Here is a 17400-nt window from a genome sequence, read left to right as displayed (position 1 = left end):
CGGGGCGCCCCGTGCTGGAGATGCGCGGCATCACCAAGACCTTCCCCGGCGTCAAGGCCCTCTCCGACGTCAACCTGACCGTCGGCCCCGCCGAGATCCACGCGATCTGCGGCGAGAACGGGGCCGGCAAGTCGACCCTGATGAAGGTGCTGAGCGGGGTGCACCCGCACGGCTCCTACGACGGCGAGATCCTCTTCGAGGGCGAGCCGGTGGCCTTCAAGGACATCCGCGCCAGCGAGCAGCACGGCATCGTGATCATCCACCAGGAGCTGGCGCTCGTCCCCTACCTCTCCATCGCCGAGAACATCTTCCTCGGCAACGAACAGACCGGATCCACCAAGGGGTTCATCGACTGGAACGACACCCTGCGCCGGGCGAGCGCCCTGCTCAAGCGGGTCGGCCTGCCCGACAAGCCGCAGACGCCGGTCGCCGACATCGGCGTGGGCAAGCAGCAACTGGTGGAGATCGCGAAGGCGCTGGCCAAGGAGGTGAAGCTGCTCATCCTCGACGAGCCGACGGCCGCCCTCAACGACGAGGACAGCGCGAAGCTCCTGGACCTGATCGTGGAGCTGCGGGAGCAGGGCATCGCCTGCATCATCATTTCCCACAAGCTGGGCGAGATCCGCCAGATCGCCGACACGGTGACGGTGCTCCGCGACGGACGCACCATCGAGTCCCTGACCGTACGGCACTCCCCCGACTCCGCGCCGGAGCTGTCCGAGGAGCAGATCATCCGCTCCATGGTCGGCCGCGACCTGGACCACCGCTTCCCGGAGCGCAGCACGTATGCGGGCGAGGACGCGGGCAGTACCGCGCTCACCGTCTCCGGCTGGACCGTCCGGCATCCCGTGGACCACCAGCGCCTCGTGGTCGACGACGTCTCCCTGACCGTGCGCCGGGGCGAGATCGTCGGCATCGCGGGCCTGATGGGCGCGGGCCGCACCGAGCTGGCCATGTCCGTCTTCGGGCGCTCCTACGGCCGTTACGTCGCCGGGCGCGTCGAGGTCGCGGGCCGCGAGGCCGACGTACGCACCGTGCCGGCGGCGATCGAGGCGGGTCTGGCGTACGTCACCGAGGACCGCAAGCAGTACGGCCTCAACCTCATCGACAACATCAACCGCAACATCTCCCTCGCCTCCCTGCCCGGGATGCGGCGGCGCGGCGTCGTCGACGAGCACCACGAACGCCAGGTCGCCGAGGGCTACCGCACCTCGATGAACATCAAGACCCCCACGGTCTTCGAGCAGGTCGGCCGGCTGTCCGGCGGCAACCAGCAGAAGGTCGTGCTGAGCCGCTGGATCCACGCCGACCCGGAGGTCCTGATCCTGGACGAGCCGACGCGCGGGATCGACGTCGGCGCGAAGTTCGAGATCTACACGGTGATCGACGGGCTCGCGGCCGCGGGCAAGGCGGTCCTGTTCATCTCCTCCGAACTGCCCGAACTCCTCGGTATGTGCGACCGGATCTACACGATGGCCGAGGGCCGGCTGACCGGCGAGGTCGCCCGCGCGGACGCCACACAGGAATCGCTGATGCGCCACATGACGGCGACGCGCTCATGACACAGGCCGCCACGTACGGCATGACACAGGCCGCCTCGTACGGCAGCGAGCCGCACATGACGACGACCACGAACCGAAGCTGAGGCCCCCATGACCACCGCAACCCCCCTGCACAAGGACTCCCCCACCGGGCCGCCGCCCGCACGCCCGGCCGCTCTGACCGCGCTCCTCGACAGCATGCGCACGAACATGCGCCAGTACGGCATGCTCGTCGCCCTGCTCTTCATCGTCGTCCTCTTCCAGATCTGGACCGACGGCACGCTGCTCCTGCCCAACAACGTCTCCAACCTGATCCAGCAGAACGGCTACATCCTCATCCTGGCGATCGGCATGATGATCGTCATCATCGCCGGGCACATCGACCTCTCGGTCGGCTCGCTGGTGGCCTTCGTCGGCGCGATGTCCGCCGTGATGATGGTCAAACAGGACATGCCCTGGGTGCTCGCCCTGGCGCTCTCCCTCCTGATCGGTGCGGTCGCGGGCGCCTGGCAGGGCTTCTTCATCGCGTACGTCGGGATCCCGTCGTTCATCGTCACGCTGGCCGGAATGCTGCTGTTCCGGGGCCTGACCCAGATCGTCCTGGAGGGGCAGTCCCTGGCCCCGTTCCCCGAGGGCTTCCAGAACATCGCCAAGGGCTTCATCCCGGAGATGGGCCCGTACACCCAGTACCACAACCCGACTCTGGTCCTCGGCGCGCTGGCTCTCGCCGTGCTGCTCCTGCGCGAGGTGCGCGACCGCAAGCGCCAGGCGGCGTACGAGCTGGACGTCGTCCCGAGGAGCCTGTGGCTCACCAAGTGCGTCGCCATCGCCGCCGCGGTGATCGCCTTCACCCTCACGCTCGCCAGCTTCCACGGCGTCCCCGTCGTCATGCTGATCATGTGCGCGCTGCTGATCGGGCTGGGTTACGTGATGCGCAACGCGGTGATCGGCCGCCACGTCTACGCCCTCGGCGGGAACAAGGCCGCGGCGAAGCTGTCCGGCGTCAAGGACAAGCGGGTCGTCTTCCTGGTCTTCGTGAACATGGGCGTCCTGGCCGCCCTCGCGGGCTGCGTCTACGCGGCCCGGCTCAACGCGGGCACCCCGCAGGCGGGCCTCAACTTCGAACTCGAAGCGATCGCCGCCTCCTTCATCGGCGGCGCGTCGATGAGCGGCGGCGTCGGCACGGTCATGGGCGCCGTCATCGGCGGTCTGGTCCTGGGCGTCCTCAACAACGGCATGTCCCTGGTCGGCATCGGCACCGACTACCAGCAGGTCATCAAGGGGCTGGTCCTCCTGGCGGCGGTCGGCTTCGACATCTGGAACAAGCGCAAGGCCGGCCGCTGACCTCACGTCACCTGCCCTCCAGGGAACGGACCATGAACCCCACCCACGAGCCCTTCGGCACATCCGGGCCGCCCACCCCCAGATCGTCACCGCGAAGGGCTTCGACCACAACTGGGTGCTGGACAAGGGCCTCACCTCCCGGCCCGAACCATTCGCCGTGCTCCGCGACGGGCCGTCCGGCCGCACGATACGACTGGCCACCACGGAACCGGGCGTGCAGTTCCACTCGGGCAATTTCCTGGACGGCACGCTGAACGTCCCCCGGGGCGACGCCCGACGCCCCGGGGGACAGGCCGGACGGGCTCAGGCCAGGCGGATGACGTTCCAGGAGAGCGGCTCCAGGACGGTGTTCAGGACGCCGTCCTCAAGGCGGGTGGCCGTCACGGGGTGCGGGGCGACGCGTTCCGGGTCGGTCAGGGTGTTGCGCGCCTCGGGGTCCTCGTCGGAGAGCGCGCTGTGCTCGACGACCTCGGAGAGGTCCAGCCCGTGCAGGGCGACATCGAGCGGCAGCGGCTCGGTCTGGCTGCGGTTGACGGCGAAGACGGTGACGGTCCCGTCCTCGCCGCGCACTGCTGTGGCGTGCAGGAGGGGGACTTCGCCGTACGTCTTCGTCCCGTACGTCGGCGAGTCGACCCGTACGTCCAGGACCTGGCCCCTGCCGTACCGGGCCGCCTGCGCGAACGGGAAGAAGGTGGTCTGCCGCCAGGCGGGGCCGCCGGGCTCGGTCATGATCGGCGCGATGACGTTGACCAGTTGGGCGAGGCAGGCGACGGTGACCCGGTCGGCGTGCCTCAGCAGGGCGATCATCAGGGAGCCGAAGACGACGGCGTCGGTGACGGAGTAGCTGTCCTCCAGCAGGCGGGGGGCCTCGGGCCAGTCGAGCGGGGCGGCGGTCGCCTCCTCGGCGGTCCGGCGCTGGTACCAGACGTTCCACTCGTCGAAGGAGAGGTTGATCCTCTTCGGCGACTTGAGGCGGGCGCCGATGTGGTCGCAGGTGGCGACGACGGCCTCGATGAAGGTCTCCATGTCGACGGCGGAGGCGAGGAAGGAGTCCCGGTCGCCGTCGATCTCCTCGTAGTAGGCGTGCAGGGAGATGTGGTCGACCAGGTCGTACGTCTCGGTGAGGACGGTGGCCTCCCACGCGGCGAAGGTCTCCATGGCGCGGCCGGAGCTGCCGCAGGCCACGAGTTCGAGGTCCGGGTCGATCTGCCGCATGGCGCGGGCGGTCTCGGCGGCGAGGCGGCCGTACTCCTCGGCGGTCTTGTGGCCGGTCTGCCAGGGGCCGTCCATCTCGTTGCCCAGGCACCACAGGCGTATCCCGAAGGGCTCCTTGTCGCCGTGGGCGATGCGGCGGTCGGAGAGTTCGGTGCCGGCGGGGTGGTTGGCGTACTCCTGGAGTTCGAGGGCCTCTGCGACGCCGCGGGTGCCGAGGTTGACGGCCATCATGGGCTCTGCCTGGGGGCCCAGCCTGCGCAGGAAGGCGATGTACTCGCTGAGGCCGAAGCGGTTGGTCTCGGTGGAGCGCCAGGCGAGGTCGAGGCGGCGGGGCCGTTCGTCGACGGGGCCGACGCTGTCCTCCCACTTGCAGCCGGAGACGAAGTTGCCGCCGGGGTAGCGGATGGTGGTCGCACCGAGTTCGCGGACGAGGTCGAGGACGTCCTCGCGCAGCCCGGCCGCGTCGGCGGTGGGGTGGCCGGGCTCGTAGATGCCGGTGTAGACGCAGCGGCCGAGGTGTTCGACGAAGGAGCCGAAGAGGCGGGGGTCGACGGTGCCGACAGTGAAGGCAGGGTCGAGGGTGAAGCGGGCGGGGCGGGACATGGAGGGGCCTTTCGGGGTGACGGGTGAGTCGGGTGTGACTCAGGAGCACGAGATGGGCTGATGGGCAAGGTTCAGAGGCCACGGAGTTGTTGTCCGCGGACAACAGATCTGTTGTCCGCGGACAACAACTCGGCCAGTGGAAGCGGTGGTTCAGTCACTGTCCGGCGAGACCGGTGTGCGCGATTCCGCGCACGATCTGCCGCTGGAAGAGGGCGAACACGACCAGCAGGGGCAGACCCGCGATGACGACGGAGGCCATCATCTGGGCGTACCGGACGCCGTAGCTGGACTGGACGTTGACCAGGCCGACGGGCAGCATCATGCCGCCGGGGTCGGTGGTCACAAGGAACGGCCAGAGGAAGTTGTTCCACGTCGAGATGAAGGTGAAGATCGCGACGGCGGCGAGGATGGGCCGCGACAGCGGCATCACGACGGTCCAGAAGACCCGCCAGCGTCCCGCGCCGTCGACGAACGCGGCCTCTTCGAGCTCGCGCGGCACGCCCTCAAAGAACTTGACCAGGATGAACACCATCGCGGGCACGGCGACTTGGGGCAGGATCACCCCCCAGTACGTGTCGACGAGACCCAGCGAGACCATCTCCGCGAACAGCGGCGCGATCAGCACCTGCGGCGGCACCATGATCCCGGCGAGCACGAGCCCGTACAGGACCTTCCTGCCCTGGAAGTCGGTGCGGGCGAATCCGTAGGCGGCCATCGCGCACAGCACGACGGTCAGCAGGGTCGTCACGACCGATATATAGGCGGAGTTGAACATCCACTGGGCAAGGTCGCCGGACCGGAAGACCTGGCGGTACGCGTCGAAGGTGAGCCTGGACGCGACCCATTCCAGCGGGGTCTTCGTCGTCTCGCCCTCGGGCTTGAGGGAGGTGGCGACGGCCCAGGCGATCGGCAGCACCCAGACCACGACGAGTCCCAGGGCCACGACCAGCAGGGCGGCCCGCCCGGGGGTCCAGCGGGGTCTGCGGCCGGCCGTGGCCTCCAGTGCGGTGGCGCTCATCGGGCGTTCTCCTCGCGGTTGCGCCGGGACAGCCGCAGCTGCACCAGGGAGACGATCAGGATCAGGGCGAAGAAGAGGTAGGAGACGGCGGAGGCGTAGCCGATGCGGTATCCGGTGAATCCGGCGTCGTACACGTACTGGAGGATCGGCCGGGTGGACTCGTCGGGGCCGCCGCCGGTCATGATGTAGATCTGGTCGAAGACCTTCAGCGAGGCGAGCACCTGGAGGACGACGACCACTCCGGTGGTACGGGAGAGCATCGGGAGCGTGATGTGCCGCAGCCGCTGCCAGGGGCCCGCGCCGTCCAGTTCGGCCGCTTCGTACAGGTGCTGGGGGATGGCCTGCAACGCGGCCAGGTAGAGCAGGAAGTTGAAGCCGACCGTCCACCAGACGGTGGTGAGGACGATGGAGAGCATCGCGTACCGCTCGTCGGTCAGCCAGCCGATGCCCGGGTGGAGGCCGACGGCGGCCAGCGCCTGGTCGGCGAAGCCGAAGTCCGAGGGGAAGATCACCCAGAGGAAGAGGAGCCCCACCACCCCGGACGGCAGCAGGAACGGTGCGAACCAGCTCAGCCGCCACAGCCACTGCACGAACCGCAGATGGTGCGCGAGCAGCGCCAGCACCAGGCCGACCAGCACGAGCGGCAGGGTCGACAGGACGGTGAACCAGACGGTGTTCCCCAGCGACGCCCATACGTCGGGGTCGGCCATGGCCTCCGCGTAGTTGTCGAGGCCGACGAACTCGGCCCCCGTACCGGCGATGTTCTCGCTGCGCACGCTCATGCCGAGGCCGGAGAGAAGCGGCCAGAGGAGGAAGAGCGCGTACACGAGGAGGAAGGGCGCGACGAAGACGAGGCCGTGTTCGGACCAGTGGCGCCGGACGCGGACGGCCGGGGCGGCAAGCGGGGCAGGGCCGGCGGCCAGGACCGGGACTTCCTGAGTGACCGTCATCAGGCCTTCCCTCCGAACGGGTTGCGGGTGTCGAGCAGGGTCCGCAGCCGGGTCTTGGCCTCGGCGAGCGCGTTGCGGGGCGTGCGGGAGCCGGTGAGCACCCCGGAGAAGACCGCGCCCAGTTCGATCCACAGCGGGGAGGCGGAACCGGCGAACCAGGCCGGCTCGTCGAGGACGACGTCGTCGATCACCGTCCGGTACTCCGACTGCGGGGTGAGCTTGAGGTAGGCCGGGTCCTTCAGGGTGGGCAGATAGGCCGGGACGTGGCCGCCCTTCGCCCACTCGACGCTGTTCCTGAGCATCCACGCGACGAAGGCGTGCGCGGCCCGGTTGCTGTCCCCGCCGCGGTCCGCCTGGTGCGGCAGGACGAACGCGTGGCAGTCGGCCTGGGCGGTGGCGCGGCCGAAGAGGTTGGGCACGCGGGTCACCGAGAACGGCAGCCCGGTGGCCAGGAAGGAGCTGATCTCCCACTCGCCGTTGAGGAAGAAACCGGTCTTCCCGTTGTTGAACACCCCCACGGCGCCCGGGTAGTCGACCCGGCGGACCGCCAGGCCCTCGGCGACGAGCATGTGCATGTACTCCAGGGCGACGAGAGCCTTGGCGTCGTCGAGCGCGAGGGTCCTGCCGTCCGGGGACAGGACGCTGCCGCCGGTCTGCGAGTACAGCGTGGAGAACAGCCGCCAGGGTCCGATCACCCCGGCCCCGAGCGTCTCGGTGACCAGGGGCGGCCGGCCGGTGACCTTCTTGACGGCATGCAGTGCAGCCGTGAACTCTCCGGCCCCTTCGACGGGTCGGAGCTTGCCCGCGCTGTCGAGCAGCCCGGCCTTCCTGCACACCTCGGTGTTGTAGAAGAGGACCATGGGGTGGGTGTCCAGGGGTACGGCGTACTGCTTGCCGTCCACCGCCCCGCGCCGGAAGATCCCTTCCGGGAAGTCCTCCCGGCGCACCCCGAACTCGCGCAGCAGCCCGAGGTCGAAGGGGTCCAGCAGCCGTCCGGGGGCGAACCCGGCCAGCCTGGCGAGGTGCAGTGCCGCCACCTCGGGGGCCCGGCCGCCCGCTCCGGCCAGGCCCAGCTTGGTGTAGTACGGCGCTCCCCACTGGAGGGTGTCGGCCTGGAGGCCGATCTCCGGGTGCGCGGCGCGGAAGGCGTCGAGCATGCCCTGCATGTTGATGCCGTCGCCGCCGCCGAAGAGGTGCCAGAAACGGAGCCTGGTCTTTCCCGCACCTACGGCCTGCGGTGCCGCGCACCCGGCGGCGCCGCCGACGAGCGCTCCGGAGGCGGCGATCCCGCCGATCCCGGCGAGCGCCTTCCTGCGCGTGGGTCGTCCCATGCCCCACTCCTCATGTTCGGTATGCATGTTCGGTATGTCGAATGGCGATCGTCACGTCGAACGGGACCGTAGGTTCCCGGCCCGAGGGCGTCAATGAGTTGCGCAGAGATTCGCCGGAATCCCGACCGTCGTTCGACATGCCGCACACAAGGAAGATCGCTCTTACTCCGCGCGACGTCAGCACGTATGCTGCCGGTGCGTGAGCAGAGCCCTGGGTGCCGTCTGCTTCAGCAAGGCCTCCCGGGCTTGAACTGCGCTGATCTGTTGCCTGTGTTGGGGGAGCACAGTGACGTCACGGCACAACGACGACGGCGCGGACGGGCAGGGCGAGGCAGCCTTCGCCAGGACCTTCGGGATGGCCGTCCAGGCGTACGCGCGCGAGGACTTCGCCGCAGCCGTGGGCTACTTACGGCTGCTCGACCGGGGCGGACCGGTGCCCGCCCACCTCGCGGCAGCACACGCGGCCCTCCACGGAACGCTCGCCGCCCGCGTACGGAGCTGGGAGCGCTGCGCCGACTGGTACCGCCGCTCCCTCGCCCCGCACGGCCCGCGATCGCCGCACCCCGTCACGGGGTTGTGCTCGGTGGCGGACTGCCAGGCCGACGCCGCGTCCCGCTGCGGCCAGTGCGACCAGGGCTGCTGCACCGCCCACGGCGTACGCAGCGACGACGGGGCGCACCGCTGCCTCCCCTGCCTCAACGTCGCCCTGACCCACCTCGCCCAGGCCGCCGTCCTCACCGGCCGGACCGACGAAGCCGTACAGGTACTGCGGTCCTGGTCGCACGACGACGACCCTTCGGCGGCGCGCGACCTGCTGCGGAGCCTCGCGCCCGGCGATCCCTCGGAGACCGCGGAGATCGTCGGCGCCTTCCCCGCCTACGGCACTCGCGCCGCACCACTGCCTCCCTCGCACCGCGTCTCGCGGCAGCACGTGTGCACCCTCGCGCTCCATCACGCGCTCAAACGCGGCGGATTCACCGAGTGGGAACGCGTCGGCAGGCCCACCGCCCGGGACATCGACGGCCACGCGTCCGAGCTGTACGGCCAGAACGCCGCGCGCACAGCACGCCATCTCGCCGCGTCCGCAGACCACCGGAGCGCCTGGCGCCTGTGGCTCCGCATCTGGCAGGCCAGGCCGTTCCACCTCGAATCAGCCCATGGGCTCGGCGTCGCCACCCTGCGCCTGCTGACCTCGGACGCCCTGCTCACCGAGGACGCCCACGCCGAGGCCACCCGCCACAGCATGGCCTGCTGGGCCGCCGTACTGCACTCGCCCCGCTACCGGAGCGCCGTGCAGGAGGCGTGCGGTGAGGAGTTCACGGACGACGTCTGGGCGAGTGCCGTCGATTCTCTGCGTACGCAACTCACTCAGCTGTACCAGGGCTGGGACCGGGAGCGGGGGAACTCCCCCGCCACGTCCCTGGAGCTGAGGTGGCGGATGGAGTGCGAGGCCGCGCGCTGCTGGGCGGGGCTTCCCCCGGCGGGCCCGCCCGCGCCTGCCGCCCCGGACTTCTTCTGCGGGCCCCTCTATCTGGACGAGGTCGGGGCCATCAGCACCAGTTGGGAACAGCGCATGGGGTCGGTCCGGGAGAGCATCTCTCTCGCGGGACCGTCCGCCGGCCCGGGGGCGCCGGAGCTGGCCGAATTCTTCGGCCCGGAGGCGGTGTTGGCGACCCTGCTGCGGGAGGGGCGCTTCCAGGAGGTGATCGGCGCCGTCGGGGAGTCCGGTGACACGGGAGACGCCGCCAAGAAGATCCTCGCCACCGCCTTCGTCCGGCGCGCCCAGGAGTACGCCAAGGGAAAGCGCTGGTCGGAGGCGCTGCTGGACTTCGAGCAGGCCCGGCAGGCGGGGCAGGACACGTCCCGGTACGCCGCTGACGTCTGCCGGGCAGCCGTGGGGGCGGGGGCGACCGTACGGGGACAGATCAAGGGCGAGTACGCGCAGGCGGGCTTCCTGGAGCGGGGTCTGCAACTGGCACCCGGCCACACGGAGTTGGTGCGCAACCTGACCGCGGTCTCCCTGCGCCTCGCCGAGCAGGCCGAGAAGAAGGGCCGCCGGGAGGAGGCCGAACGGCGCTTCCGGCGTGCGCTCGAACTGTCCCCCGGGGACCGGCAGGCGAAGGACGGTCTGGCCCGGGTGCGGGGACCGGCCGCACCCAGCAGCCAGGCACCGTCGATCCCTCCCCTGCCGCCGAAGCCGGACCCGTCGCTGCTCCGCGGGGTCCCGCCCGGCGTCCGGCCCGCGGCCTGGCTGCTCGCCAACATCGCGTACCAGTCCTCCCTGCACAACGCCCGTACGGGCGACCGCGCCAAGGCGCTCACCGAGATGCGGGTGGCCGCCGCCCACCTGGACGGGGTCCCGGACCGGCGTTTCTCCGGGGAGTCCGCGGAGGTGGACGTGGCCCGCGGGCTGTGGGACCAGCGGGGCCGGTACTCGGCCCTGGACGAGGCGAGCCTTGGCACGTACGTGGACACCCTGCTGTTGTCGCTCTCGTACCACCCGCTCGAGGAGAACTCCGAACTCCCCGACGTTCTGGTTCTGTTGGCGGGCAAGCTGCTGCAACGGCGGGCGCTGGACGAGATCATCGCGCTCGGGGAGCGCTGCACGGGCGTACGGGGAGACCTCGCGGAGTTCCACGACTTCCTGGCGGTCGCCCACAACCTGCGCGGCGCGCGGCACCACCGGGCCGGGGACCAGCGGGCGGCGGCCAAGGACTTCCAGACCGCCCGGAGGCTGAAGAAGGCCATCCAGAAGGAACGGGAATCACCGGTGAAGCCCGCTCAGGAAGAGATCCCCGAAGTCGACCCTCCCGAAGGCACGTGATCCCGCGATGACGACACCCCCGAATCCCCCGGACCCGCCGGCCGCCCCCGCCTCCCCTTTCGGCCCCACCGCGTACGACCTCCTCGGCCTCGCCCCCGGGGCCGACGCCAAGGCGGTCAGGGCGGCGCGGCTGAAGGGGATGGCCGACCCGGAGCGCCGCGCCGACGTCTCGCGGGCGGCGAACGCGCTCGCCCGGCCCAGCGGCAGGCTGAAGGCCGCCCTCCTCACCCCGTTGCTGGGTGCGCTGTCGGAGGAGGAACTGACCGCCCACGTCGATTCGGTGGCGTACCACCTGGTGAACGACCTGCCCCTCGTCATGCTCGAACCCGACCGTTTCGGCCCGTTCCCCAGGAGTGATTCGTGACCGTGCCCGTGTCCCCCTCGGACCACTCCTCCGAACACTCCTCGCCGGAACCGGAGGAAACCCCCGCCGCGTCGTCTCCCGAACAGGACCGCCGCATCAAGCAGTTGACGTTCCGCGCCCAGGCCCTCGAGAAGAAGAGACTCGCGGCGGAACGCACCCTGCGCAGCCTCCTCGAAGGCCTCCTGGAGGTGGACGACATCCTGGCCGACGCCGTACGGCGCACCGAGGCGGACGGCCCGAACCCCACGCAGCCCGTGCCGGAACTCCTGGAGGAGCAGATCGGGGCCGCGCACCGCGTCCTGCGCCAGCACCTGCTCGCCGCGGGGGTCGAGCCGATGGACCTGGTCGGCGGCAAGGCGGTGCCGAGCATTTCGCACGTGGTGGCCAGGGAGCCCCGCTCCTCCGTGCCGGCCGACACGGTCCTGGAGGAGCGGGTGACCGGCTTCTACGCGGACCACGAGGTGCTGCGCGAGGCCCTGGTCGTGGTCGCCGTGCCGGGCCCCGACCCGGAGCCCGACCCCGCTCCCGAACCGCCGACGAAGGCTCCCGTGCCGCCCCGGCGTCAGCTCCGGCGCCTCACCCGAAGCAGGCGCCGCAACCGTCGCGCCTGAATCGCCGTCTTCCCCTACCTACGGCCCCTGGTCCCTCCGGCTCCGCGGAAGCGAAGGTACGTACCGTGCACAGAACCCTCGGCATCGACCTCGGCACCACCAACTCCGTGGTCGCCTGGATGAAGAACGGCGCCCCCGAGGTGCTCCCCGTCGCGAACGACCGGCTCAGCATGGCGTCCGCGGTCGGCGTCACCGAGGACGGCGGCCTGCTCGTGGGCCAGGAGGCACTGCGCTGGCTGGACCGGGACCCCGGCAGGGTCGTCACCTCGGTGAAGCGCTTCATGGGCCGGAAGTTCGGCGAGCCCGCCGTGCAGGAGGCGCTGGCCCGCATGGGCGACGCGGCCGCGCACTTCGGCGAGGGCGGCGACGGCGGCATCCTGATCCGCCTCGGCCCGCACCAGTACACGCCCGTACAGATCTCCGCGATCATCCTGCGCCGCCTCAAGACGGACGTGGAGTCCCGGCTCGGGGTCGTCTTCGACCGGGCTGTGATCACCGCGCCCGCCTACTTCGGCGAACGGCAGCTCGCGGCGACCCGGGCGGCGGGCGAGCTGGCGGGCCTGCATGTCGTACGCGTCCTGGTCGAGCCGACCTCGGCGGCCCTGGCCCACGGCCTGACCCGCCCTCAGGACGCGGCCCCCGCCACCTTCGTCGTGTACGACCTGGGCGGCGGCACCTTCGACGTCTCCGTCCTCAACACCGCGCCCGGCTATCTCGACGTCATGTCGCTGGGCGGCGACAACCTGCTGGGCGGCACGGACTTCGACGACCTGCTCGCCGCCCGCCTCAAGGAACGCTGGCAGAAGGACAAGAACCCGCAGAACTACGTCCCCGCCCCCACCGACGGCCACCGCCTGCGCCGGGCCGCCGAGCAGGCCAAGATCCGCCTCTCCCAGGCAGACGCCACGGACGTCACCGTCTCCCCCCTCGGCACACAGGGCGCGACCCTCGAACAGCGGGTGGACCGTCCCGTCCTGGAAGCCCTGATCGCGACGCCGATCGCCGCGACCGTCGACCACACCACCCAGGCCCTCACCCGTATCGACCACCTCCCGGAGGACGTCGAGCAGGTGCTGCTGGTGGGTGGTTCCAGCTCGATTCCTCTCGTACGGGAGAACCTGGCCGCGATCTTCGGCGAGGAGCGCCTGCGTACGGACATCGACCCCATGCACTGCGTGGCCCTGGGCGCGGCGGTGCAGTCGGCGATCCTGGAGGAGCTGACCTGCCCGGGCTGCCACGCGGTCAACCCGATCGAGGCCGACACCTGCACCGGCTGCGCGGCCCCGCTCGTCGGCGCGGCGACCGTCGACTGCCCGGTCTGCCACGTCCCGGCCCCCGCCGGAAGCACCACCTGCCCGGTCTGCACGACGGACCTGTCCGCCCTCACTCCGCCCCCCGTCAAGGCCACCGTCGTCGAATGCTCACAGTGCGGCGAGGAGAACCCGGCCGCCGCGATGCTCTGCTCCCTCTGCGAAGAGCCGCTCCCCGGTTTCGCGGGCCTCAAGTGCCCGAGCTGCGGAATGGTCAACTCCGCAGGTCTGAGCGCCTGCTCGCACTGCGACAAGGAATTCGCCGTCTCCACCCCGCTCGAAGTGACAGCCCTCCCCTTCGGGATCCAGCAAAAAGACGGAACCCTCCGCGTCCTCGTCGAGGCCGGCGAGTCCTACCCCACCGACTGGCACGTCAAGGACTTCCAGCTGACCGGCCGCAAGGGCGACATGCTGGAAATCCTCCTCCGCGAGGGCGACCAGCAGCCCGCCCACCTCAACGACCTGTGCGCCAGCCACACCTACGAAATCGAAGAGGACATCACGGGCACCCGCTCCCTCGTCATCCGGGCCCGTCTGAACAGCGACCGCATCATCGACCTGGAATTCCGCATCGACAACGCCGAATGGCATGCGGTCAAACTCAACCGCAACCCCCTGACCAGCAAGTTCCGCGGCCGCGTCCTGAACGTCCACCGCGACTACGTCACCTACCTCGCCAACTGGCAGCACGAACTCGAACCCGCCGAGGTCGCCCAGCTCGAAGAAACAGAGAACCGCCTGCGCGCCCTCCTCGCCGGCGGCAGCACCAGCGGCACCCTCGACCACCTCCTGGACGACGCCCGCCGCCGCCGCGAGCAGCAGGACACGGTCCGCTGGGCCTCCGCCCTCTCCGCGCTCTACCCCCGCTACGTCCCCCACCTGATGTCCACCGACGACCTCGAGTCCATGCGCCGCAACAACGCCGAGATCCGCTCCCTCCGCAAGGACGGCGACCTCCCGGGCGCGTACGCCGTGGCCGAAGAGGTCATCGCCCTCAAGGACCGCCTCGGCTACGACCTCTACCGCGCCCTCTCCGCCATCGCCTCCGCCTCCCAGGGCCGCCTCTCCTCGGCCCTGGCCCGCCGCGTCCTCGACCTCGCCGCCCAACTGAAGGACGCCGCCGCGGCCAACGACACGGCCACCCGCGACGCGACCCTCTCCCGCATGGCCGACCTCCACAAGGAGGCCTCCCGCGAACTCCAACAACAGGACACCCCGGAACGCCAGACCGTCCGCCCGGAGGGGGTCGGGGGCTGACGGCGGGCGCACCGGTGGTTTGCGCCCGCCCCACGCGCGCCAGGGATGGGGCATGGCATCCAACACACCCACGGACGGCAACCGACGGTACGAAGCTTCGCTCTCCGCCGAGGTGCGGGACGCTCTCGCCGCCCGCCGGCCCGTCGTCGCCCTCGAATCGACGATCATCGCGCACGGTCTGCCGCGCCCCCGCAATCTCCGGGTCGCCCTGGAGCTGGAGGAACTCGTACGTTCCGCGGGGGCCGTCCCGGCCACCATCGCCGTACTGGACGGACGCGCCCATGTCGGCCTGCGCGAAGGGGAGTTGACGAGGGTCGCCGACGACCCGGAGATACGGAAGCTGGGCCACCGGGACCTCGCGCCCGCACTGGCGGCGGGAGCGAGCGGCGCGACGACGGTGTCCGCCACGGCGTTCCTGGCCGCCCGGGCGGGGCTGCGGGTGTTCGCGACCGGGGGCCTCGGCGGCGTACACCGCGAGTGGACCGAGACCCAGGACGAGTCGGCGGACCTGCGGCTGCTCGCACGTACCGGCATCACCGTGGTCTGCGCCGGGGTGAAGTCGATCCTGGACGTTCCGGCCACGCTCCAGCGCCTGGAGACACTCGGCGTCGGCGTGCTCGGCTACGGCACCGCGCACTTCCCCGGCTTCTACCTCACGTCCTCGGGCGAGCCCGTCGACTGGACGGTGCGCACCCCCGAGGACGTCGCGGAGGTGATGCGGGCCCGGGAGGCGCTCGGCGGCCCGGAGTCGGCGCTGATCGTCGCCAACCCCGTACCGGAGGCGGCCCAGTTGGACCCGGAGCTCCACGACCGGGTACTGGCCGAAGCGCTCGAAGCGTGCCGGGAGAAGGGCATCGCGGGCCAGGCCGTCACACCGTTCCTGCTCGACCACCTGATGCGGCACACGGCGGGGGCATCGCTGGAGGCCAACCTGGCGGCGGTGCGCGGAAACGTGGCACTGGCCGCCCGGATCGCGACAGCGGTGGCGGCGGCGCGGTGAGTGGCAGTGGTGGTGCGGTGAGTGGTGGCGGCCTGCTCGTCGTCGGGGACGTCGTCACGGACGTGGTCGTACGGCACACCACGGCGCCCGCCCGGGGTACGGACACGGCGGCCCGCATCCGCACGCTGCCCGGCGGGGCCGGGGCGAACGTCGCCTGCTGGGCGGCGCGTCGGGGCTGCCGCGACGTGCGCCTGCTCGCCCGCGTCGGCGCCGACTCCGCCGCCTGGCACCGGGACGTCCTGCACCGCGCCGGGGTACGGGCGGAGCTCGCCGTCGACGAGGATGCGCCGACCGCCACCGTGGTCGCGCTCGTCGACGCCGACGCCGAGCGCACCTTCCTCACCGACAGCGGCGCGGCCCTGCGCCTCTCCCCCGCCGACTGGACGCCCTCCCTCCTCGACGGCATCGGCCACCTGCACGTCTCCGGCTACCTCCTCTTCGCCCCCGCCAGCCGGGCCACCGCCCTCCTCGCCCTGCGGGAGGCCCGCCGCCGGGGCATCCCGACGAGCGTGGACCCCGCCTCCGCCGGCTTCCTCGCCGAACTGGGCGTCGACCGCTTCCTGGCCGCCGTCGAGAACGTGGACCTCCTTCTGCCCAACGCCGACGAGGCCCGCCTGCTGACCGGCCTTCCGGAACCTGCCGAAGCGGCAGCCGAGTTGAGCCGTCGCATCCCCACGGTCGCGGTCACTCTCGGCGAGCGCGGCGCGCTCCTGGCCGCCTCCGGAACAGTGATCTCCCGGGTTGCCGCCGTCCCGGTCCGCGCCCCGGTCGACTCGACGGGCGCGGGCGACGCCTTCACCGGCGGATTCCTCGCCGCACGCCTCGCCGGGGCGTCCGACACGGAGGCGGCTGCGGCGGCCTGCCGCTCGGGTGCGGAAGCGGTCGTGAGGGTGGGCGCACGTCCGGCGTGAAGCGAGGGGGGCTCAACTGGCGCGAGGGTGTTGCCTCCCGCGCTGGCGTTCCAGGCTTCTGGTGAGGTGCTCGGTCATGGCTTCGGCCGCCCGCTCCGGGCTGCGGCGCAGTACGGCCCGCAGGATCCTGTCGTGTTCCGCCAGGGTCTGCGGGCCCGCGCCCGGGATGCTCGCGAGGCGGAAGAGGTGCAGGTGGGAGTGGAGACGTTCGACGGCGTCCGCGAGCAGCGGGCGGTGGGCCGCCGCCGCGACCGTGTCGTGGAAGCGCTGGTCGAGGGCGACGAACTCGCGGAAGACCGCGAAGCGTTCACCCGACTCGGGCACGCCCCGCATCTGCTCGGCCAGGCTCTCCATGGTGTCGAGCTGGGCGTCCGTGGCGTTCTCGGCCGCGAGGGCGGCGGCCCGCGGCTCCAGCAGGAGGCGCATCTCGAAGAGCTCCTCCAGGCCCTGCGGGGTGAGGAGTTCGGTGGCCCGGTAGCCGGCCAGGGAGCGTTTGGTGACCAGGCCGTCCGACTCCAGGCGGGCCAGGGCCTCGCGCACCGGGGTGGGCGAGACCCGGAGCGTGCGGGCGAGGGAGTCGATGCCGACGCGGGCGCCAGGCTCTATTTCGTGGTCCATGACCATGGCCTTGGCGGCTTCGTAGACGCTGTCGGCCAGTACTTGACGCTCGCTCATGGGCGCGATTCTAGGGGCAGTCGACGGCCCCGAATCCGCTCATTCCATGAGAAATACCTGCTCCGCGGCCGCCCACCACTCTCCGTCACGCGCTTCCGGCACCCGTTCCTGGCAGGGGTCGGTCAGCTTCCACCACTCCTGGGTGGCCGGGTCGTCGGCCATCACCGCGAGATCGGCGGCGAGGTCGTCGCCGTGGTACTCGAAGTAGCTGAAGAGCCGGTCGCCCAGCAGATGGATCGAGTAGTTGGCGATGTGGCTGGCGCGCAGCCGGGCGAGCACGGGCTCGGGCACGGCCGCGTGCAACTCCACGTACTCCGCGAGCTTTTCGGGCCTGACCCGGATGACCTGCGCGATCCGCTGCATGGGATCACCTCCTGCGCGAAAGCTATAGGAAATCCCGTGACGAGGAGAGAGTCTTGGCTGATTCCCCTCATGTGCAGGTGAGT

General features: G+C 71.0%; 14 protein-coding genes and 1 pseudogene. 9 read left to right on the top strand and 6 right to left on the bottom strand.

Annotated elements, in window-relative coordinates:
- Positions 1–20: 20 nt before the first annotated feature.
- From mmsA to IE269_RS43185, 3 genes and pseudogenes are all read left to right on the top strand, one after another.
- Entirely contained in the window at positions 21–1562 is a 1542-nt protein-coding gene (mmsA, locus tag IE269_RS16765; RefSeq protein ID WP_189823893.1) for a multiple monosaccharide ABC transporter ATP-binding protein, read from the top strand.
- A gap of 90 nt (positions 1563–1652) precedes the next feature.
- The gene (gene mmsB, locus IE269_RS16760; RefSeq protein WP_189823745.1) at positions 1653–2885 is read left to right on the top strand and encodes a multiple monosaccharide ABC transporter permease; all 1233 of its coding nucleotides are present in this window, start codon (positions 1653–1655) and stop codon (positions 2883–2885) included.
- A 55-nt stretch (positions 2886–2940) separates the two neighbouring features.
- Positions 2941–3171: pseudogene (locus tag IE269_RS43185) on the top strand (galactose-1-epimerase); the annotation flags it as partial.
- Positions 3172–3188: 17 nt separating this feature from the next.
- Here IE269_RS43185 and arfA read toward each other — a convergent pair.
- The 4 genes from arfA to IE269_RS16740 form a co-directional block, all read right to left on the bottom strand.
- Entirely contained in the window at positions 3189–4703 is a 1515-nt protein-coding gene (gene arfA, locus IE269_RS16755) for an arabinosylfuranosidase ArfA (RefSeq protein ID WP_189823744.1), read from the bottom strand.
- Positions 4704–4857: 154 nt separating this feature from the next.
- The gene (locus IE269_RS16750) at positions 4858–5721 is read right to left on the bottom strand and encodes a carbohydrate ABC transporter permease (protein WP_189823743.1); all 864 of its coding nucleotides are present in this window, start codon (positions 5719–5721) and stop codon (positions 4858–4860) included.
- Positions 5718–6671 carry a carbohydrate ABC transporter permease gene (locus IE269_RS16745; protein ID WP_189823742.1) on the bottom strand — a complete coding sequence of 318 codons (954 nt, stop codon included), beginning with the start codon at positions 6669–6671 and terminating at the stop codon, positions 5718–5720. Before IE269_RS16745 ends, IE269_RS16750 begins: the two co-directional genes overlap by 4 nt.
- On the bottom strand, positions 6671–8002 hold the full coding sequence (locus tag IE269_RS16740) for an extracellular solute-binding protein (protein WP_189823741.1): 1332 nt from the start codon (positions 8000–8002) through the stop codon (positions 6671–6673). The genes IE269_RS16745 and IE269_RS16740 overlap by 1 nt, the downstream gene beginning before the upstream one ends.
- Positions 8003–8288: 286 nt before the next feature.
- Between IE269_RS16740 and IE269_RS16735 the strand changes: the two genes are divergently transcribed.
- From IE269_RS16735 to IE269_RS16710, 6 genes are all read left to right on the top strand, one after another.
- On the top strand, positions 8289–10826 hold the full coding sequence (locus IE269_RS16735) for a hypothetical protein (protein ID WP_189823740.1): 2538 nt from the start codon (positions 8289–8291) through the stop codon (positions 10824–10826).
- A 7-nt stretch (positions 10827–10833) separates the two neighbouring features.
- On the top strand, positions 10834–11190 hold the full coding sequence (locus IE269_RS16730; protein ID WP_189823739.1) for a hypothetical protein: 357 nt from the start codon (positions 10834–10836) through the stop codon (positions 11188–11190).
- Positions 11187–11801, top strand: coding sequence for a nucleotide exchange factor GrpE (gene grpE, locus IE269_RS16725; protein ID WP_189823738.1), 615 nt, complete (start codon positions 11187–11189; stop codon positions 11799–11801). Before IE269_RS16730 ends, grpE begins: the two co-directional genes overlap by 4 nt.
- A gap of 65 nt (positions 11802–11866) precedes the next feature.
- Positions 11867–14368 (top strand): Hsp70 family protein, encoded by a 2502-nt coding sequence (locus tag IE269_RS16720; RefSeq protein WP_189823737.1) that lies wholly within the window; start codon positions 11867–11869, stop codon positions 14366–14368.
- 52 nt (positions 14369–14420) lie between these two features.
- A complete protein-coding gene (locus IE269_RS16715; protein ID WP_189823736.1) occupies positions 14421–15368 on the top strand; it encodes a pseudouridine-5'-phosphate glycosidase in 948 nt (315 codons plus the stop codon).
- Positions 15365–16279: a carbohydrate kinase family protein gene (locus tag IE269_RS16710; protein WP_189823735.1), complete on the top strand. Its 915-nt coding sequence runs from the start codon at positions 15365–15367 to the stop codon at positions 16277–16279. The genes IE269_RS16715 and IE269_RS16710 overlap by 4 nt, the downstream gene beginning before the upstream one ends.
- Positions 16280–16291: 12 nt before the next feature.
- On the opposite strand, the gene IE269_RS16705 is transcribed toward IE269_RS16710, so the two are convergent.
- Complete coding sequence (locus tag IE269_RS16705; RefSeq protein ID WP_189823734.1) at positions 16292–16954, bottom strand: GntR family transcriptional regulator; 663 nt, start codon at positions 16952–16954, stop codon at positions 16292–16294.
- A 39-nt stretch (positions 16955–16993) separates the two neighbouring features.
- Positions 16994–17317 (bottom strand): L-rhamnose mutarotase, encoded by a 324-nt coding sequence (locus IE269_RS16700; RefSeq protein ID WP_189823733.1) that lies wholly within the window; start codon positions 17315–17317, stop codon positions 16994–16996.
- Positions 17318–17400: the final 83 nt, after the last annotated feature.

It is taken from the genome of Streptomyces spiroverticillatus (assembly GCA_014650415.1).
In the GTDB taxonomy this organism is placed as follows: domain Bacteria; phylum Actinomycetota; class Actinomycetes; order Streptomycetales; family Streptomycetaceae; genus Streptomyces; species Streptomyces spiroverticillatus.
This window is presented reverse-complemented; position numbering and strand designations above follow the sequence as displayed.